17 protein-coding genes are annotated in these 18,880 nt (G+C 38.4%); 13 read left to right on the forward strand and 4 right to left on the reverse strand.

What is annotated here, in order from left to right:
• The first annotated feature begins 10 nt into the window (after window positions 1-10).
• From xylA to AY601_RS04950, 3 genes are all read left to right on the forward strand, one after another.
• Window positions 11-1,342, forward strand: a complete 1,332-nt coding sequence (xylA, locus tag AY601_RS04940) for a xylose isomerase (RefSeq protein ID WP_068397315.1) — start codon at window positions 11-13, stop codon at window positions 1,340-1,342.
• Between the two features lie 92 nt (window positions 1,343-1,434).
• Window positions 1,435-2,199, forward strand: a complete 765-nt coding sequence (locus AY601_RS04945; RefSeq protein ID WP_068397317.1) for an SDR family NAD(P)-dependent oxidoreductase — start codon at window positions 1,435-1,437, stop codon at window positions 2,197-2,199.
• A 53-nt stretch (window positions 2,200-2,252) separates the two neighbouring features.
• Window positions 2,253-3,161, forward strand: coding sequence for a helix-turn-helix domain-containing protein (locus tag AY601_RS04950; protein ID WP_068397318.1), 909 nt, complete (start codon window positions 2,253-2,255; stop codon window positions 3,159-3,161).
• A gap of 100 nt (window positions 3,162-3,261) precedes the next feature.
• On the opposite strand, the gene AY601_RS04955 is transcribed toward AY601_RS04950, so the two are convergent.
• On the reverse strand, window positions 3,262-4,398 hold the full coding sequence (locus tag AY601_RS04955; protein ID WP_068397321.1) for a DEAD/DEAH box helicase: 1,137 nt from the start codon (window positions 4,396-4,398) through the stop codon (window positions 3,262-3,264).
• Window positions 4,399-4,530: 132 nt separating this feature from the next.
• Between AY601_RS04955 and AY601_RS04960 the strand changes: the two genes are divergently transcribed.
• The 4 genes from AY601_RS04960 (at window position 4,531) to AY601_RS04975 (ending at window position 7,561) form a co-directional block, all read left to right on the forward strand.
• Window positions 4,531-5,502: a tetratricopeptide repeat protein gene (locus AY601_RS04960; protein ID WP_068397326.1), complete on the forward strand. Its 972-nt coding sequence runs from the start codon at window positions 4,531-4,533 to the stop codon at window positions 5,500-5,502.
• Window positions 5,503-5,626: 124 nt separating this feature from the next.
• Window positions 5,627-5,974: a hypothetical protein gene (locus tag AY601_RS04965; RefSeq protein WP_068397329.1), complete on the forward strand. Its 348-nt coding sequence runs from the start codon at window positions 5,627-5,629 to the stop codon at window positions 5,972-5,974.
• A 164-nt stretch (window positions 5,975-6,138) separates the two neighbouring features.
• Window positions 6,139-6,720 carry a TetR/AcrR family transcriptional regulator gene (locus AY601_RS04970; RefSeq protein WP_068397332.1) on the forward strand — a complete coding sequence of 194 codons (582 nt, stop codon included), beginning with the start codon at window positions 6,139-6,141 and terminating at the stop codon, window positions 6,718-6,720.
• Between the two features lie 49 nt (window positions 6,721-6,769).
• Window positions 6,770-7,561 (forward strand): SDR family NAD(P)-dependent oxidoreductase, encoded by a 792-nt coding sequence (locus AY601_RS04975; RefSeq protein ID WP_068397333.1) that lies wholly within the window; start codon window positions 6,770-6,772, stop codon window positions 7,559-7,561.
• A gap of 45 nt (window positions 7,562-7,606) precedes the next feature.
• Here AY601_RS04975 and AY601_RS04980 read toward each other — a convergent pair whose 3' ends face one another.
• Window positions 7,607-8,506, reverse strand: coding sequence for an MFS transporter (locus AY601_RS04980; RefSeq protein ID WP_198163690.1), 900 nt, complete (start codon window positions 8,504-8,506; stop codon window positions 7,607-7,609).
• 347 nt (window positions 8,507-8,853) lie between these two features.
• On the opposite strand from AY601_RS04980, the gene AY601_RS04985 reads away from it, so the two are divergent.
• On the forward strand, window positions 8,854-9,210 hold the full coding sequence (locus AY601_RS04985; protein ID WP_068407174.1) for a winged helix-turn-helix transcriptional regulator: 357 nt from the start codon (window positions 8,854-8,856) through the stop codon (window positions 9,208-9,210).
• 89 nt (window positions 9,211-9,299) lie between these two features.
• Here AY601_RS04985 and AY601_RS04990 read toward each other — a convergent pair whose 3' ends face one another.
• Window positions 9,300-9,755: a MarR family winged helix-turn-helix transcriptional regulator gene (locus AY601_RS04990; RefSeq protein WP_068397335.1), complete on the reverse strand. Its 456-nt coding sequence runs from the start codon at window positions 9,753-9,755 to the stop codon at window positions 9,300-9,302.
• A 149-nt stretch (window positions 9,756-9,904) separates the two neighbouring features.
• Between AY601_RS04990 and AY601_RS04995 the strand changes: the two genes are divergently transcribed.
• The 5 genes from AY601_RS04995 (at window position 9,905) to AY601_RS05015 (ending at window position 16,484) form a co-directional block, all read left to right on the forward strand.
• Window positions 9,905-10,954, forward strand: a complete 1,050-nt coding sequence (locus AY601_RS04995; RefSeq protein WP_068397339.1) for an HlyD family secretion protein — start codon at window positions 9,905-9,907, stop codon at window positions 10,952-10,954.
• 33 nt (window positions 10,955-10,987) lie between these two features.
• Window positions 10,988-12,568 carry a DHA2 family efflux MFS transporter permease subunit gene (locus tag AY601_RS05000; RefSeq protein WP_068397342.1) on the forward strand — a complete coding sequence of 527 codons (1,581 nt, stop codon included), beginning with the start codon at window positions 10,988-10,990 and terminating at the stop codon, window positions 12,566-12,568.
• A gap of 35 nt (window positions 12,569-12,603) precedes the next feature.
• Window positions 12,604-13,899 carry a TolC family protein gene (locus AY601_RS05005; protein WP_068397345.1) on the forward strand — a complete coding sequence of 432 codons (1,296 nt, stop codon included), beginning with the start codon at window positions 12,604-12,606 and terminating at the stop codon, window positions 13,897-13,899.
• 4 nt (window positions 13,900-13,903) lie between these two features.
• The gene (locus AY601_RS05010; RefSeq protein ID WP_068397348.1) at window positions 13,904-14,137 is read left to right on the forward strand and encodes a hypothetical protein; all 234 of its coding nucleotides are present in this window, start codon (window positions 13,904-13,906) and stop codon (window positions 14,135-14,137) included.
• 148 nt (window positions 14,138-14,285) lie between these two features.
• Entirely contained in the window at window positions 14,286-16,484 is a 2,199-nt protein-coding gene (locus AY601_RS05015; protein WP_068397351.1) for a B12-binding domain-containing radical SAM protein, read from the forward strand.
• 15 nt (window positions 16,485-16,499) lie between these two features.
• On the opposite strand, the gene AY601_RS05020 is transcribed toward AY601_RS05015, so the two are convergent.
• The gene (locus AY601_RS05020; protein WP_068397353.1) at window positions 16,500-18,872 is read right to left on the reverse strand and encodes an ABC transporter permease; all 2,373 of its coding nucleotides are present in this window, start codon (window positions 18,870-18,872) and stop codon (window positions 16,500-16,502) included.
• Window positions 18,873-18,880 lie beyond the last annotated feature (8 nt).

Below are 18,880 nucleotides of genomic sequence, written 5' to 3' on the forward strand. Positions count from 1 at the left end.
AAACATAGATATGACAAGAATAGTAATTGGAGAAAAAGAATTTTTTAAAGGGATAGAACAAGTTCAGTTTGAAGGTTTGGAAAGTGATAATCCGCTGGCTTTTAGATGGTACAATCCAAATAAATTAGTAGCAGGTAAAACTATGAAGGAACATTTTAAGTTCGCTTGTGCTTACTGGCATTCATTTAATGGAAATGGGGCCGACCCTTTTGGTGGAGCTACCCATGTTTTCCCTTGGGATGAAAAGAAGGATCCCATAGAAAGGGCAAAAGATAAAATGGATGCTGCTTTTGAATTTATGACGAAAATGCAATTGCCTTATTACTGTTTTCACGATGTGGATGTCGTTGATTATGGCAATGATATTGCTGAAAATGAGCGCAGATTACAGGCTCTGGTTGATTATGCCAAAGCAAAACAGGCGAGCAGCGGGATAAAATTACTTTGGGGAACAGCCAATTTATTTAGTCATCAACGCTATATGAATGGTGCATCAACCAATCCTGATTTTCATGTATTAGCGCATGGCGCTGCCCAGGTAAAGGCTGCTTTAGATGCAACTATAGCTCTTGGTGGAGAGAATTATGTTTTCTGGGGAGGCAGAGAAGGTTACATGAGTTTATTGAATACCAATATGAAGCGCGAGCAGGAACATCTGGCTAAATTCCTTCACACTGCTAAAGATTATGCAAGAAAAGAAGGGTTTAATGGGACATTTTTTATTGAACCTAAACCTTGTGAACCGTCTAAACATCAGTATGATTATGATTCAGCTACAGTAAAAAGCTTTTTACAGGAGTATGATCTGCTTGCTGACTTTAAACTGAATATAGAAGTGAACCATGCAACTTTAGCAGGACATACTTTTCAGCATGAGTTACAAGTTGCTGCGGATAGTGGTTTATTAGGATCTATAGATGCCAATCGTGGTGATTATCAAAATGGTTGGGATACGGATCAATTTCCGAATGATATTAATGAACTGACTGAAGCGATGCTGGTTATTTTAGAGAGTGGTGGATTAAAAGGTGGAGGGGTGAATTTTGATGCCAAAATCCGCAGGAATTCAACTGATCCTGCTGATTTGTTTTATGCTCATGTTGGTGGTATGGATATTTTTGCACGGGCGCTGCTTACTGCAGATGCTATCCTTCAAAAATCGGATTATAAAAAGATAAGGGCTGATAGATATGCTTCTTTTGATAGTGGTAAAGGTGCCGAGTTTGAGCAAGGTAAATTAAGTTTAGAAGATTTAAGGAACTATGCTGTACAAAACGGGGAACCTGAAATACGAAGTGGAAAACAGGAGTATCTGGAAAACCTGATTAACAGATATATCTAGATTGTTTGAAATTCGCAAATAACGGATTGAAATCTTCAAACTAGAGGTTATGCTTTAACAGATCTTTGTGGTATCAAAATAAAGATATGATTATGGAGAACCAACGTAAAATAGCATTAGTAACAGGCGGTAGCCGTGGATTAGGTAAAAATATGGCACTTAAACTTGCAAAGAAAGGTATTGATGTTATTATTACTTACCTGACTAAAGAAGATGAAGCTAAAGAAGTCGTTGCGCAAATTAAAGCGGCCGGACAAAATGCTGCGGCTCTTCGCCTGGATACGGGTGATGTGAAAAGCTTTGATCAGTTTTTTGAACACTTAAAAGGAGTGCTTAAGGATACATTTCAAGCAGACAAATTTGATTTTTTAATCAATAATGCTGGGGTGGGGCACAATACCTTAATTAAGGATATGAGTGAGGAAGTGTTTGATCAGCTGACGAATGTACATTTTAAAGGAGTTTATTTTCTGACACAAAAAGCATTGAATCTATTGAATGATCAGGGTGGTATTGTGAATGTTTCCTCTGGTCTTTCGCGGGTGAGCATGCATGGATATTCTGCTTATGCATCCATGAAAGGGGCAATTGAAGTTTTTACCAGGTATTTGGCGGCAGAGCTTGGTGCAAGGGGTATCAATGCAAATTCTATAGCACCTGGCGCTATAGAAACTGATTTTGGAGGTGGTGTTGTGCGTGACAATGAGCAGATTAATCAGCATATTAGTGGTATTACTGCGCTTGGGCGTGTTGGTTTACCTGAGGATATTGGTGGTGTTGTAGCTTTCTTATGTACACCAGATGCCAAATGGGTTAATGCGCAGCGTATCGAAGTTTCAGGGGGAATGAGCATTTAATCTCTCCATTTATTTTCAATACGGAGTGTTATATTTGATTTTTGCAAAACGGTATGCCACAAGAAACGTCTTTAGAAGAATTTTATCAAAAAGTTACGGCCACTCTTCCTGTAGATATCAACAGGGAGATTGGCCATTTCAATGTTTTTGAAATTGATAAGCTATTTGATAAAAAAACCGGTACCCGGATTATGCCTTATAGTAGAAGGGCTTATTATAAGATTAGTTTGATCAGGGGAAAAAACAGGGCCGAATATGCTGATAAAGTAATTGAGATCCCGGAAAGTGCCCTTCTTTTTGCGACACCAAGAATACCTTACCATTGGGTCGCCCATGATGATGACCAGACCGGTCTTTTCTGCATTTTTACAGCAGAATTCCTGGCTAAAAATAAGGTCGGGATTGCGCTGGACGACTTGCCTATATTCCAGCCCGGGGAATTGCCCATCTTTCAGCTTTCAGCAGAAGAGAGCGCAGCGCTTGAAATTATTTTCAGAAAAATGCACAGGGAAATGGACTCCAGTTATATTTATAAATATGACCTGATCCGTAACTTCGTAATGGAAGTGATCCATTACGGGCAAAAGCTACAGCCTATATCTCCATTCCATGTGGTACAAAATGCAGCAGAAAGAATCACTTCATTATTTGTAGAACTATTAGAAAGGCAATTTCCAATTGAAACTTCGGGGCAAAGATTGATGCTCCGGACGGCTAAGGATTATGCAGACCGGCTGGCTGTCCATGTAAACCACCTGAATAAAGTATTGAAGGAAAGTTCTGGCCAGACTACGACCAGTATTATTACACTGCGGGTAATTCAAGAGGCGAAGATCTTGCTGAAGCAAACTGACTGGAGTATTTCGGACATTAGTTATAGCCTGGGGTTTGATGATTTAGCCCACTTTTCAAACTTTTTCAAAAAGCAAACCGCTATTACACCGATTGCCTTTCGCTCGTAATCCCAATTGCGTTTAGCGCGCAATCTGTTTAAACCGATCAATCTTAAACCAACAAAATCCCGGCAAAACATATGTTTGCCGGGATTTTGTTTAACTCCTTTTAAGATAAAGAGATATTTTCGCTGTCGATTAATTCTACCTTTTTACCCATTTTCTTTTGAATGATTTCAAAATGGTGTAATTCATTCTGGCTAACCAACGAAATCGCGTCTCCTGGCTGATCTGCACGACCAGTTCTTCCGATACGGTGAACATAATCTTTAGGTGACCGTGGTAATTCGTAATTGATCACAAAAGGAAGAAAATTAATATCAATTCCTCTGGCCATTAAGTCTGTAGCTACTAATACTTTAAGTTTGCCTGATTTAAAATGCGTTAAGGCATCAGTTCTTGCACCCTGGCTTTTCTTACTGTGAATAGCTTTGGCATCCATGTTATTTTTACGAAGCTTGTTGACAATAGCGTCAGCCTGCTTAACTGAAGAAGCAAAGACCAGTACTTGTTTCATTTCATGATGATTAATCAGGTAACGTAAAAACGGCCCTTTTTTTTCATCCGAAACGATATAACCTACCTGGTTGATCAGTTGGAGCGATTCCTCTTCTTCTTCTATCTTGATGACTACAGGATCATGCAATAAGATTTGGTGAATATGTTGAAGATCGGCATTCAATGTAGCTGACAATAGTATATTTTGACGCTTTTCAGGTAATAGCGCAATGATTTTATTCACTTCTTCTTTAAATCCCAGGTTAAGCATTTTATCTGCTTCATCCAGCACCAATGTTTCAATACTGGATAAGTGTACCGCCTTTGAGTCTACTAGTTCCAATAATCTTCCTGGTGTGGCAACCAATACATTTACACCCTGCATAGCCATCATTTGAGGGTTAATAGAAACACCACCGTATACCGCTAATGTTTTAACAGGCTCAGGAATTGCTTTGCTGAAAGTTTGAAAAACTTCTTTAACCTGTTCAGCAAGTTCACGTGTAGGCACCAGGACCAATACGTTTGCATGGCGGTTTTTTACACCCAATGTTTGTTGCAGGTTCATTAAAAGTGGTAAAACATAACTTGCAGTTTTTCCAGAACCTGTTTTGGCAATGGCTAAGACATCTTTTTTATTTAGTATAGCTGGTATAGCTGTTTGTTGAATAGGAGTAGGTACTGTAAACTTCTGATCTATCAGCGCTATGAGTAAAGCAGGCGATAAACCCAGGGATTTAAAAGGCATATTACTTAATTTTTCGTGTAAAAGTAAACAAAAATCATTGTTAGCCGTTGGAGAAAGAGGAGAGACTTTTTGGTTATTGTTGTTGAAAAGAAAAAATATTACATATTTTAATGGAAATTTTAGGCATTAGCTATGAATGATGATATACGTATGGCAGTTTCTCTGCCTCAGGAGTTAGAAAACGAAGTGTTTGAATTAAGCGACCTGGCTTGTGAATTACTAGAGGAAGGTAAAGTTGAAGAAGCATTAGAAAAAATAAAGCTTGCCTGGGATAAAGTGCCGGGAACAAAGTTTAATACTTCCGTGTCTCATCTGATCTTATGCGCTTTAATTCCTATTTTAAATACAGCAGGTCAATATAAGGAGGCATTGCACTTGGCTAAAGAATGGATAACAGATCTGGAAACCTCTGGTTACAAAATCTATCATACTATACCTTATATCTTACACGGGGAAACCTTATTATTTCTTAAAGATGCAGATGCAGCAAAAGAATCTTTTTATCAGGCCGTAAAGTATGGTGCTAAAAAAAGAGATTTTAGTGATCAGGCTGCTTTTTATCTGGAGGTTGCTCAAAAGAAACTGAATGACAATCAGGAGATTATGGCACTCTTTCAGGAGAAAGTTTTGTCCCGTTCTGTGACCATATTAAGACCTGAAATCGTGGAGCTTGCTGAAGAGGTCAGTGCGCGTATTGAAGAATTAAGTGAACAGGGAAACGAGTTGTTTGAGGAAGAAAAGTATCAGGAATGTATTGAGGTTTGGAGTGCGGCTTTGGCCTTGATTCCTGAACCCCAAAACTCCTATGGCGAAGCTTTCTGGCTGGAAACTTCTATCGGAGACTGTTATTTTATGTTGAAGGATTTCGAGCAGTCACTGGTACACTTTTTAAATGCAAAAGGGAATATAGAGTCCAATGCATACGAAAATCCATTTGTGATGTTGCGTTTAGGGGAGTTGTTTTTAGAAGGGGATCATTTTAATGATGCCAAAGAATTCCTGCTCCGGGCTTATATGTTGGAAGGGGAAGAAATATTTAAAACAGAAGATGAGAAGTATTTTGTGTTTTTAAAACAAAATGTTGAACTCAATAAGCCCGGTTAAGGGCTCGTATTTATTGTAAATAGCGGACAAACATAGCAATCCGGACAAATATTAAATCTCATAAAAGGCTTTTGACATGGGAAAGCAAGCTTTTATTACTAGTTTTGCGCGCAAAGCATGAATTATGGAAGCGAGTGAATTAAGAATTGGAAATTATACCTTAGATCATGGCCATCCTGAGCAAATACCATATGGATCTGATATTGATTCTGCAGGATTAATGGATCCGATTCTTTTAACAGAAGAGTGGGTAGTTAAATTTGGTTTTGAACGTTTTGAATTTGAATACGAAGAAGGGACTGAAACCACTTATGTATTAGAGAAAAAGAATGGTCATCAATTCGTACTCAATGAAAGTTTACAGCCTATGGATGGCGAAATAGCCATGTTAGATTACAAGTTGCAGTATGTTCACCAGATTCAGAATCTTTATTTTGCATTGACTAATGAGGAATTAGTGATCAAAGAATAGGATCTGAATTTTTTCCTGTTTAAATAGCCGGATGATTCCGGAACCTGTAATGTCATCTTGTTCCTCAAGCTGAAGAAACTAAATTCAACAAGTCTGTTTTTAAATTTATTCTCCTGATTTAAAGAAAATAACTATTTTTGTATCGATTAATACAAAATAAAAAAATGAAAGGAAGACCAGTTACTTTTGACAACGAAGAGGTGATCTTAAAAGCCCAGAAAATTTTTTGGGAAAAGGGATATACAGCCACTTCACTTGCCGATTTGCTGACTACCACTGGTATGGGCAGCGGCAGTTTCTACAATACTTTTAAAGGGGGGAAAAAGGAGCTCTTTAGAAAAGCGATACAGCAAAGGCGGGAAGCATTTTTACAGTTCAAGACTGAGCTTAATAACAATGAATCTCCAATTGATTTGATTAAGGATTTTTTCAGGAGTATTGCTGCTGCTGATAAGCAAACACATCTGCAAGGTTGTCTTATTTCAAATACAGTAACAGAGATGACTTTTGTTGATATTGATCTTGAAAATGAAGCAATAGCAATTTTAAAAGATGTGGAGAAAATGTTTGCTGCAGCTATTGAAAAAGGACAGCGGGATGGTCATATCAAAAATCAAACTGATCCGCTTATTCTGGGCAGATACCTTGTCACATTCTGGAATGGGTTGAATGTGACCAGGAGAATGTATCCAGACAATAAAGTTCTCCAAAAACAGATTGAAATGCAGCTGGATATCATCAGTTGATTTTTTTTGTTCAATTATGTATCAATCATTACAAAAATAAAAATATATTATGGATTTACATTTAGATTCAAAAACAGCATTTATCAGCGGTTCTACGCAAGGTATCGGCTTTGCGATAGCCAAACAGTTAGTAAAGGAAGGCGTAAGCATTATTCTTAATGGGCGTAACCAACAAAAATTAGACCTGGCTATACAAAGTTTGCAAAAGGAATATCCTGATAGTAATATTTCAGGAATTGTGGCCGATTTTTCTAATGGAGACGAAGTTAAGGTATTAATCGCTGCATTACCTCCTGTTGATATTCTGATCAATAATGTGGGGATTTTTGAACTCAAATCTTTTGGGACTATAACAGATGCTGAGTGGACGAGGTTCTTCGAGGTCAATGTAATGAGCGGAGTAAGGCTTTCGCGTGCGTTGTTACCCAAAATGCTGGATAAGAACTGGGGCAGGGTGATTTTTATCAGCAGTGAGTCTGGGATTAATATTCCTGAAAATATGATTCATTATGGGATGACTAAAACGGCATTGCTTTCGATAAGTAATGGTTTGGCCAAATTAACGAAGGGCAGTCAGGTTACAGTAAATACCATATTAGGCGGGCCAACTTATTCGGATGGAGTAGCAGAGGCTATAGTGCAAATTGCTCATGCTCAAAATCAGGATCCAGAGCAGCTTAAAGCCTATATCAGTACAAGTACCAATCCGACCTCTTTGCTGCAGCGTTTCATCGAACCGGAAGAAATTGCCAGCCTTGCTGTTTATCTTTCGAGCCCTTTGTCGATTGCTACAAACGGCGCCAGTTTACGAGCAGATGGTGGTGTACTAACAGGCATTTAAGTTTTAATTGCTCAGGGTGGTTAAATAGACTTCATAATTGAAACCTCACTTTTTTGTGAGGTTTTTTAAGGTGAATACCAACAATGATAAACCAAGCAAAATAATACTTGTCCAGGGTAGCTGATGAATACCAATGTTCACGATCGCTAATCCGCCAACTGTTGAGCCGATTGTTACGGCAAGATTTCCGCATGAAGTGAAAATACTATTGATGAATTCAGGGGCTTCTGAAACTGAAGAAGTGATATTTACATTGCTAATCAGAAAGCCACCTGCATGGATGAATCCCCAAAATACGATGACCAGTATCATAAAGTTATAATTAGCCCCCAGAAAATATGTTAAGCTATGGATTCCTAACAGTGATAACATAAAAAGTAAGGTAGTTCTTTCTATATTTTTGCTTAAAAATTTGCCGGAAAAGTAATTCCCTGCAATGCCGGTTATGCCAAATATCAACAACATTAATCCAATTTCTGAACCATTCATATGGGTTACATTTTTCAAATAGTCAGCCATGTATCCGTAAGTAGAGAACATGGCGGCAATCATCAGGCAGGCTAATAAAAGACTTAATAACAGCTTCCGGTTACCTAGTATTCTCCAATAGGAAGTTTTGATTTTAACATTGGAAATGGGGATAAAAGGAAGAAAAATCCAGATTGATAAAAATGAAATGATATTGATAACTGCAGATAAGAAGAAAGAGGCTCTCCAATTAAACATTTCTGCTATAAATGTTGCCATCGGTATCCCGAAAACTGTTGCCAATGTTAGCCCACCAAATACGACGCTAACAGCTTTAGGTGACTGTTCTGAAGGAACAGATCCTGCAGCAACGGCCAGGGCGATGGACCAGAAAACCGGATGTAAAATAGCAGGTAGTGCACGGGCAAAAAGTAAAAATGAAAATGAAGGCGTAACAGCTGAAAGTATATTGGAAATCGAAAAAAACGGCCACTACCAGTAATAATGTTTTTTTTCTATTAGCATTCGAGAATGCTAATGTTATAAAAGGGGCAGAGATAGCTATGATCAGTGCAAAAATACTCAATAACCATCCCGCCTTATCAATAGTAACATGATAAGTATTTGCTATTTGTGGTAAGATACCAATCACACCAAATTCGGTCGTTGTAATTCCGAAAATCCCTAAAGCCAGTACATAAAGTGTTCTTTTCATAGTTGTTTTTTATGCAAATTTGAAGCATAAATAACCTGATCAGATGATATGCACTTTTATGTGCGATACTATCAAAAGGGAAAGTATACTGATAATTAGAAGCTTAATCATGCCAGAATTTTTTCACGATAAAAAACTATACTATACTCCAATTGAATTTGCCTTAAAACATATTGGAGGGACATGGAAAATGCCTATTCTCTGGAGGCTTCAGACTAATATTCTCAGATATGGAGAATTGAAAAAAGATATTCCGCATATCACGCACAAAATGCTGGCGAGTCAGTTGCGGGAACTGGAAGATAAACAACTTATTGAACGGACGGTTTATCCCGTTGTCCCACCTAAAGTTGAATATAAGATTACTGCTAAAGGATTAAAAGCAATCCCGGTAATTGAGCATATTATGAAGTATGGTTATGAACTAATCCAGGAAGCAGGTATTGAATATCCACCAAAGATTTAATTAACAATAGGTTACCTGCTGAGAAACATCATCATTTGATTAATGATGATGTTTCTCAGCAGGTTTTGTTTTATAGTTAATTATTCAATTTATAGCAATTTTTCCTGCTCTTCATGCCATTTTGAAATTTTGATCAACGTATCTATGAATTGTTCATATTTTCTGGCACCAATTAAATTTATATATTCTGCAGTCATGTCATCTGCCATTTGACAGATCGTATCATGGAGTTGCTTTCCTTTTTCGGTCAGGAAGATCATGATTGATCTTGCATCAGTTTCACTTTTCCGTGTATAAGTCAAACCTAATCTTTCCAGTTCCTTTACTGTTTTACTCACGCCCTGCTTCGTTACCATGATCTTGTTTACCAGGTCATGATTAGAAATCCCGCCATGACCAATATTCATAAAATAAGGCATAAAGGTCATATTGAAATCACTATGTACTAAGTTCGCTAAATGGGTGGTGGCCGCTTTATCAGTATGCCGCTTTAAAATATAGACCTGTTTGAAAATTAACCTTTCATAATTGTTCGCATCTTCCATGGTTGCGAATTTAATATAAATATTACTTATTTAACTCATAACTATAATGTCATCTAAATCTAATATTGACAATCTTGTTAATAAAATAAGTAAACTTAGTTGACTATAATGGTCAACTAAGTTTACATTTGTTCCGTTAAATATATATTATGGAACCAGTAGAACAAACCCAATCCTCCGCTAAAAAAGTTGTAAAACTATTGATTGCCGGCCTTGTAGCTATTTTTATCTGCTACTTCGCTTTCAACAAAATTACGCATGCGCTGACCTATGAAAGTACTGACAATGCACAGCTCGAATCAAATGCTGTTCCTGTTCTGAGCAGAGTTTCCGGTTATATTAATGATTTTAAATTGTTGGATTATCAACAAGTACGAAAAGGGGATACCCTTGTGGTTATTGATGATAGTGAGTATGTACTTGCCGTAAAACAAGCTGAAGCTGATCTTTTAGCAGCAAAAGCCGATTTGAGTAGTGCGGAATCTCAAATCCCAACTATTGGTTCCGATCAGGATGTGGCTTCTGCAGGGATCAGTGTAGAAGAGGTGACTTTGAAACAAGCGAAACGTGATGTAGGCCGCGATGAAACTTTATTCAAAGAAGGATCAATTACCCAAAGGCAATATGAAAGAAGTCAATCAGCTTATCAGACTGCTGTTCAGATGCTGGCTTCCAGCAAAAGTAAACTCAAACAAGCAGGGACGCAAAAAGGGAATGCCAATGCATTGATCCAGCGTGCAAAAGCAAACATCTCTGCGCGTGAAATCGCACTCAAAAAGGCGAAGCTAAATCTAAGTTATACAAGAATTATAGCTCCTTCGGCTGGTAAACTGGGTAAAACCAATCTTAAAAGCGGACAATATGTACAAGGTGGGCAGCAATTGTTTAACCTGGTGAGCAATGATAATTACTGGATCGTTGCCAATTTCAAAGAAACCCAGATTGAACATATGAAAGTAGGGCAACTGGTAGATATCGTCATTGACGGATATCCGGATCATAAAATTACGGGTACTCTTTCTGGTTTCAGTGATGCTACAGGAGCAAAATTTTCTCTGCTGCCACCAGATAATTCTACCGGAAACTTTGTGAAAGTTACGCAACGTGTGCCGGTTACTATTCAGATCAATGATGCCGGAGCGCTTAAAGGAATATTAAAGGCCGGCCTGAGTGCGGCTATCGATGTAAAGGTGAAATAGTCATGAAGGATTTCAATTTTACCAAATTTTAAAATGGAAGGCGAAAGAAACAAATTCATAAAAATAATCATTGTAATTACCTGTATCACAGCTGCTATAATGGAGTTGATTGATACCTCGATTGTCAATGTGGCGCTGACTAATATTAGCGGGACTCTGGGCGCGACTCTTGAAGACGCCTCATGGGTAGTGACTGCTTATGCTATTGCAAATGTGATCGTGATCCCTTTAACGGGTTTTCTAAGCCGTTATTTTGGAAGAAAGAACTACTATCTCGCCTCAATTATCTTGTTTACCCTGGCTTCGTACATGTGTGGTAATTCATCTTCTTTATGGATGCTTGTGTTTTGGAGGTTTGTGCAGGGAATAGGAGGTGGTGCGCTGCTTTCTGTTTCTCAGGGGATTCTGTTCGACCAGTTTAAACCTGAAGAGAAAGGTATTGCTGGTGGTATATTCGGAATGGGTATTGTTATCGGGCCCACCATCGGACCTATCCTTGGTGGATATATCGTAGACAATTATCATTGGGCATTGATATTTGATATCAATATTCCTATCGGGATAGCGGCGGCCTTGCTTACCTGGAAATTTGTAGACAAGAAAGCTGATGAATATAATATTGATAAGAAATCAATACCAATTGATTATATCGGTATACTATCTTTAACCATAGGTGTTGGTGCCCTTCAGTATATCCTGGAAAAGGGGCAATCTGATGACTGGTTTGAGGACGAAAATATTCGTTACCTGACCGCTGCTGCCATACTAGGGTTGGGACTGTTTATCTGGTGGGAACTCACGACCAAAAATCCGGCTATCAATTTAAGAGTAATGAAGAGCAGAAACCTGATTGGGAGTAACATCCTGACCTTTGTCTGTGGCTTTGGGTTATTCGGTTCTGTTTACCTTTTCCCGGTGATGGTTCAAAGGGTAATGGGATATACGCCAACGGAATCTGGCTTATCGATGATCCCAGGCGCACTGGTCACCATATTTGCAATGCCGTTTATTGGTGCAGGTTTGGGCAAAGGGGTAAAGCCAATTTATTTTGTATCTCTGGGTTTTGCACTGTTCATTTTACATGGATACACCTCTTCACAAGCTGCCCCGGATGCTGATAAATGGTGGTTTATTGTGACGCAGATCTGTCGTGGAGTAGGTACAGGGTGTTTAACTGTGCCTTTATTAAGCCAGGCTGTAGTCGGGTTAAAACCAGCAGATATGCCCTATGGTATCTCTCTTAACAATATGTTCCGTCAGCTTGGAGGAGCATTTGGTATCGCAATTATGAATACTTATGCCACTAACCGTTTTGCAACGCACCGGATGGACCTGGTTTCTAATTTACAGGGCAATAATCCGCTGTTAGGGGAGCGGCTGAATGGAATAACACAAGGTTTAATTGCTAAGGGAATGAATCCTTCATTAGCCAAACAAGCTGCCTATGGCGCATTAGACCACAGTTTATCCAATCAAGCTCAAATGCAGGCCTATTTAGATGGTTTTCTGCTGATCGCTATTTTCTTTGTCTGCACGATCCCATTTATGCTCCTGTTGAAAAATGAAACGATGGATGCAGAAACAAGAGCAAAAGTTGCAGCAGCGGCACATTAATATGAAGGCTGCAAATTGTCATTAATCAAAAAAACATGAAAAAGTTATTCCTTATTATATCCCTGATTTCTCTGGCTCCAGCTTTGCATGCGCAGGAAAATGCAGGAGATCTTAGCACATTGATCAATCAATCATTCACTTATTTCCCTCAGTTTAAAGAACTCGGGCAAGCTATAGATGTCGAACAGCAGCGCATAACGCTGGCTAAGTCTGCAGGATTACCTGTTGTGCAGGCAACAGGCAGCTACAGGTACACAAGTCCGGTGTCTCAAATTAGCATTCCCGCCGGTGACAATGCACTTGATCTTCAGATCATGCCTAAAAATAATTACAATGCATCACTAGATGCAAGTTATACCCTTTGGGATTTTGGAGTAGTTAAAGCAGGTGTGGACCGTGCTAAAGCTGGGCTGGAATACGCAAAAGATAACCTGGAATTTAACCGGAACCAGTTGGCATTTCAGGTTGGGAATATTTATTACCAGATTGCTTACCTCAAAAATGCAATCTCGATTCAGGATAGTGTGATCAATTTTTTGGAAGTCAATAAAAAAGATACGGAAATAAAGTTCAAAAATGGAGACGCTTTGAAATATGATGTGCTTTCTATTCAATCCAGCATTGATCAGGAGGGAAATCGTAAAATAGACCTTCAAAATAACCTGAATAAACAATATGCCTTAATGGAGTATGCAACAGGAACCAGGATTAAGGCGAATTCTTCAGATTTTGTTTTCCCTGTAGCAAATAAATATGACCTGAATGAGGCTTTGGCCGAAGCACAAAATAACCATCCGGAGTTCAAGTTGATTAAGGACAAGATTCAACAAGCAGAAGCAGACCTTAAAGTCAGTCAGACTAACGGTAAACCTGCATTGGTGATGAGCGGTGGAACAGGGTATAAGAATGGTTTTACACCAGATCTTGATAAATTCAGGTATAATTATTCTGCGGGTGTTACCTTAAACATTCCAATTTACCAAGGTGGAAGAGCTAGAAAGCAGGTCAGGTTATCGCAAAGTCAGCTTTTACAGACTAAGTATTCAGAAGAAAGTCTGAGCAATACCTATCGTAAAGATATTCAACAAGCTATGATTGATATTGCCAGCAATACCTCTAGTCTGGTAAATTCGGCAAGACAGGTTACAGAGGCCAAAGAAGCACAAAAACTTGCGTATAGCCGCTATAGAAATGGAATTGGGACAAATTTGGAATTGACCAGTGCAAGTACCAATGTTCAAAAAGCAGAATTAACTAATCTACAATACAAATACCAGTTATGTATTGCACAATTGACTGTTGCAAAATTAACTGGACTAAAATACTGGTAAATATATGTGTCAATTTATATTAATTCTTTCGACAACGATAAAGACTCCATTTGACCTGGACCGGATCAAGCAGACCATTGATAATTTTAGCAGTATCATTGAATGGAGTCAGGATCTTGATGACATCGACAAAATTCTTCGCATAGTTGCTCACGAAGATATCAGCGAAAAACTGGTGCTGAATCTGGAAAGGGCAAAAGTAAGCGCATTGGTCATGCAGGTATTTGAAAGATTATGATATAATAAATCAGAAGAAAAGGATTCAAAATATAAGGTCTGCAGTTCAGTTATAGCCTTATGTTTTGAGTCCGCTGATAATATTAAGCCCGGCAAAACCCAATACTAAAATAATTATAGATATTTTTGTCAGGAAATACAATTCCATTTTGAAAACAGATCTTTTCCTTGTTACGCCTCCTTTTACCCAACTGAATACCCCGTATCCTGCAACTGCCTATATCAAAGGTTTTTTAAACACTAAAAATATCACTTCAACTCAGGCCGATTTAGGTATTGAAGTTATTTTGGCTTTATTTTCCAGAAAAGGCCTGGAAGATCTTTTCTTTCAAGCTGAAAAGCTGACTGAGCAGCCAAAAAGTTTAAATGCGAAACGGATCCTTGCTTTAAAAAAGGAGTATATCAGGACTATTGATGTGGTCATTGCTTTTTTACAGGGTAAAAATCCAACCCTGGCTTTACAAATTTGCCAGGAAGACTTTTTGCCGGAAGCTTCAAGATTTATGCAATTGGAGGAACTGGACTGGGCATTTGGTTCAATGGGAACACAGGACAAGGGGAAACATTTAGCTACCCTGTATCTGGAGGATATTTCAGATTTTATTATTGAATGTATAGACCAGAATTTTGGTTTTAGCCGTTATGCCGAAAGATTAGGCAGGAGCGCGAATTCATTTGATGAGCTTTATAAAGCTTTAAATCAAAAGTATACCTACATGGATAAACTTTTGATTGACATTTTAGAAAAGAAAATTGCCGTTATTCAACCGAAATTATTCTTGATTTCTGTTCCTTTTCCGGGTAATTTGTATGCTGCTTTCCGATGTGCACAATATGTAAAACAGCACTATCCTGAGATTAAAATTTCGATGGGTGGTGGTTTTCCCAATACAGAATTGCGTTCCGTTTCTGACAAGAGAGTATTTGAGTTTTTTGATTTTATCTCATTGGATGACGGGGAATTGCCGATTGAACTCATCTATAATTCGATTGTTAAAGCCGGGCCTTTTAATCTTTATAAAAGAACTTTTCTATTGGAAAATGGAGAAGTTACTTATAAAAATGATGCTTTAAGAAGTGACTATAAGCAATTTGATGTAGGGACGCCGGATTATAGTGACTTACAACTCGATCAATATATTTCGGTCATAGAAATTGTAAATCCAATGCACCGGATGTGGAGCGATGGCCGCTGGAACAAGTTGACCATGGCGCATGGATGCTATTGGGGGAAATGTACTTTTTGTGATATTTCTTTAGATTATATTAAGGTCTATGAACCCGTTGCAGCTAAACTGATTGTTGACAGGATTGAAGAATTAAGTGAGAAAACAGGGCAGAATGGCTTTCACTTTGTGGATGAGGCTGCACCACCGGCCCTGATGCGTGAGGTAGCGCTGGAGATTTTAAGAAGGGAAATTTCTGTAAGCTGGTGGACAAATATCCGGTTTGAGAAAAGCTTTACCAAAGACTTATGTATTTTGCTAAAGGCATCAGGCTGTATCGCTGTTTCTGGTGGTTTAGAAGTGGCATCAGATCGGTTATTAAAGCTAATTGACAAAGGAGTCTCAGTGGAACAAGTAGCCCGTGTTACCCGAAACCTGACAGAAGCGGGGGTATTGGTACATGCTTATTTAATGTATGGCTATCCAACGCAGACTATTCAGGAAACTGTAGACAGTCTGGAAATGGTGAGACAGCTGTTTGAAGCAGGCGTTTTACAATCTGGTTTCTGGCACCAGTTCGCGATGACCGCGCATAGTCCTGTTGGCATGTTTCCGGAGAAATTTGGTGTGGTTAAAGAGACTGAAGTGATTGGAACCTTTGCTAATAATGATATTAATTATATTGACAAAACAGGAATAGACCATAATAAATTTAGTTTCGGCTTAAAGAAATCGCTTTTCAATTTTATGCATGGCATTTGCCTGGATTACAAATTACAAGATTGGTTCGATTTTAAGATCCCCAAAGTAATGGTCCCCCCGGATTTTATTGAGAAAGCTTTAAAGGAAGAAAGCAAGTTTGATACTAAACCAACTGCCAAAGTAGTTTGGTTAGGAGGAAATCCAGAGACGAAATGCTTTTCAAAGAGTAAAAAAGGTAATGCTATGGAAACTATGATTTTAACTTTCCACGATAAAAAAGAGACCTTTACCATTCAGACTAATAAAAATGAAGGAGAATGGCTGGCTTCAATCTTACAAAAAATAGCAGTTTCCAATACGAAGATTTATACTTTCCAGGAAATTAAAGTTGATTTTGAAACTACAATGGAATATTTTGAATTGTTCTGGTATTCAAAACCTATTTATACTTTAAGAGACTTTGGGCTATTGGTTTTATAGCCCAAAGTTCATTGTTTATTCGTATTTCAGTGCTTCAACAGGGTTGGCTTTTGCGGCCTTATAAGCTTGAAAGCTAATGGTTAAAAATGCGATGATTACTGTCCCGGTTATAGCTATCAATATAATTGAAAAGGATACAGCTGTTCTGAACTCAAAACTGGTAAGCCATCTGTTCATCACCTCATAAGCCAAAGGAACACCAATACAAGCAGCTACGAATACCATTTTCAGAAAGGAAACTGAGAGCAGGTTCATAATATTGCCAACTGAAGCGCCCAGTACACGGCGAACCCCAAATTCTTTCGTACGTTGTTCTGCACTATAAGTAACCAGCCCGTAAAGCCCCATACAAGAGATTAGTATTGCTATACCTCCAAACAAGTTGGCCAGAATCCCCAGAATCTCTTCTGAATGCATTTTCCTGGAATATAGTTCATTGATAAATTCAATTTCCACCGGATATTCCGGATTTATATTTTTGGTAACGGCCGAAATCAGCGCTATATTTTTACTTAAGCTATTGGCAGGATTTAACTGCATATTAATAGTTCCACCCTCATTTTTACTAAAATTGATCACCATCTGGCGTCCAGAACGGTAAGGAGAATCCCAATTAAAATCTTTGAAAATGCCGATCACTTTTAGTTGTTTTCCAAAGAGCTTTACTGTTTTTCCTACAGGGTTTTTAAGCTTCATTACATTCACGGCTGTATTACTTAGCAAAATTGCTGCTGTATCTGATGCAAAATCCCTGGAGAAATCGCGACCTGCTATCAATTCTACACCGCTTGTTTTTATAAAATCATAAGAGGTCTGAAGGCGGTTAAAAACAATTTCCTTTCCTTTTTCTTCCATTCCCGTCCATTCAAATCCATAAAACCAGTTTCCTACGCTGATCATGCTCTGGGATGACTGGTTTACGGCAGTAACCGCCCCGGTTTTCAGTACTTGCGCTTTAAATAATTCAAATTTACTATACAATTCACCATCCTGAGGCATCTCTGCCATTAAATTGATATTATACCCGACTGGCTTGTCCTTGATGAACTGCATCTGTTTATAGATCACCATTGTAGCGATGATCAGCATAATGGCAAAGCTAAATTGTGTAACGACCAGCACTTGTCTTAAATTGATGGGGATGAGTTTCGCCCTCGCAGTTTTCTTTTTTAAAGTTTGATTTGGGGTAAAGGAAGAAAGGAACAAAGCTGGATAAGCTCCAGATAAAAGCCCGGTTACTAAGGCAATAACCAGAATACCCAACCAATAACCTGCATTGTTATAGTGAATTGTAATATTTATTCCCAGCAGGTTATTGAACAGGGGCAAACTAACTTCAACAATAGCAGTAGCCATCAGTACTGCTATTGTAGTCAGCACCATAGCTTCGGTCAGGAATTGAGTCACCAAAGAAGCTCGTGTTGCACCAATAGTTTTCTTGATCCCGACTTCTTTTGCCCTGCGCTCTGATTTAGCAGTAGCCATGTTCATGAAATTGATACAGGCGACAAGCAAAATACCAAAAGCCAATGCGATAAAAAGATAAATACGTTCTATGTCGCCACCTACACTTTTACCGTTCAAAAATTCGCCATGTAAATGTTTATCTGCTAATGGGAACAGGAAATTCTCATTCTTTTGGGTTGTATAATTTTCATTGAAAAGCTTTTTTACTTTAGAATTAATCAGGTCAATATTGGCTGAATTATTAACCTTGGCCATTGCAAGAAAGCTAAAATCTCCCCAACCTGGGTTTTTAACATAACTGTTTATACTTTCAAAAAAAGACCAGGGCATCAAATAATCAAATCTGAGGGAAGTATTGGCGGGAAAGTCTTTGATTACACCTGTAACCTTTAAATCATTCGTGTTTTTATACCTGACTGTTTTATTTAATACAGCTGTGGTGCCGAATAAAAGCTTTGCAGTCTCTTGTGTTAAAATGATCGAATTCGGCGTATTCAGTGCCGTATTGGGGTTACCAGTTATAAATTCGTAATTAAAAACTTTCAGGATTTCCGGATCAGCAAAGAGATCCGTTCTTTTAAAAACATTTTGCTGATTCGCGATGAGCGATTTATCGCCTCCACCAATCCGGGTGATTACATCTATCTCAGGTATTTTGGCCTTAATAGCCATTGCGATCCCATTTCCTGGTGATACTCCTGTACTTGTAATTTTTCCATTGGCATCCTGAAAATTGGTCATTACCTGGTAGATTTTGTCCGCATCTTTAAAGTGACCGTCAAAATTGCGCTCATAATTGATATATAAGAGCAGGAGCAGGCAGGCAGACAAACCAATTGCCAGGCCAATTATATTAATCACAGAAGAAGTCTTGTTTCTCCAGAGATTACGCAAAGCGATTTTTAAGTTGAGTCTGAACATGTCAGCAA

Origin of the sequence: Pedobacter cryoconitis (assembly GCF_001590605.1) — a bacterium.
GTDB lineage: Bacteria > Bacteroidota > Bacteroidia > Sphingobacteriales > Sphingobacteriaceae > Pedobacter > Pedobacter cryoconitis_A.

Bases quoted from the DNA above. Each gene is read 5' to 3' on its own strand.
- AY601_RS05005 (WP_068397345.1), top strand. From the start codon at position 12,604: ATGAAAAAGTTATTCCTTATTATATCCCTGATTTCTCTGGCTCCAGCT.
- AY601_RS04950 (WP_068397318.1), top strand. From the start codon at position 2,253: ATGCCACAAGAAACGTCTTTAGAAGAATTTTATCAAAAAGTTACGGCC.
- AY601_RS04975 (WP_068397333.1), top strand. From the start codon at position 6,770: ATGGATTTACATTTAGATTCAAAAACAGCATTTATCAGCGGTTCTACG.
- AY601_RS04945 (WP_068397317.1), top strand. From the start codon at position 1,435: ATGGAGAACCAACGTAAAATAGCATTAGTAACAGGCGGTAGCCGTGGA.
- AY601_RS05010 (WP_068397348.1), top strand. From the start codon at position 13,904: ATGTGTCAATTTATATTAATTCTTTCGACAACGATAAAGACTCCATTT.
- AY601_RS04995 (WP_068397339.1), top strand. From the start codon at position 9,905: ATGGAACCAGTAGAACAAACCCAATCCTCCGCTAAAAAAGTTGTAAAA.
- xylA (WP_068397315.1), top strand. From the start codon at position 11: ATGACAAGAATAGTAATTGGAGAAAAAGAATTTTTTAAAGGGATAGAA.
- AY601_RS05000 (WP_068397342.1), top strand. From the start codon at position 10,988: ATGGAAGGCGAAAGAAACAAATTCATAAAAATAATCATTGTAATTACC.
- AY601_RS04955 (WP_068397321.1), bottom strand. From the start codon at position 4,398: ATGCCTTTTAAATCCCTGGGTTTATCGCCTGCTTTACTCATAGCGCTG.
- AY601_RS04990 (WP_068397335.1), bottom strand. From the start codon at position 9,755: ATGGAAGATGCGAACAATTATGAAAGGTTAATTTTCAAACAGGTCTAT.
- AY601_RS04960 (WP_068397326.1), top strand. From the start codon at position 4,531: ATGAATGATGATATACGTATGGCAGTTTCTCTGCCTCAGGAGTTAGAA.
- AY601_RS04985 (WP_068407174.1), top strand. From the start codon at position 8,854: ATGCCAGAATTTTTTCACGATAAAAAACTATACTATACTCCAATTGAA.
- AY601_RS04970 (WP_068397332.1), top strand. From the start codon at position 6,139: ATGAAAGGAAGACCAGTTACTTTTGACAACGAAGAGGTGATCTTAAAA.
- AY601_RS04965 (WP_068397329.1), top strand. From the start codon at position 5,627: ATGGAAGCGAGTGAATTAAGAATTGGAAATTATACCTTAGATCATGGC.
- AY601_RS05020 (WP_068397353.1), bottom strand. From the start codon at position 18,872: ATGTTCAGACTCAACTTAAAAATCGCTTTGCGTAATCTCTGGAGAAAC.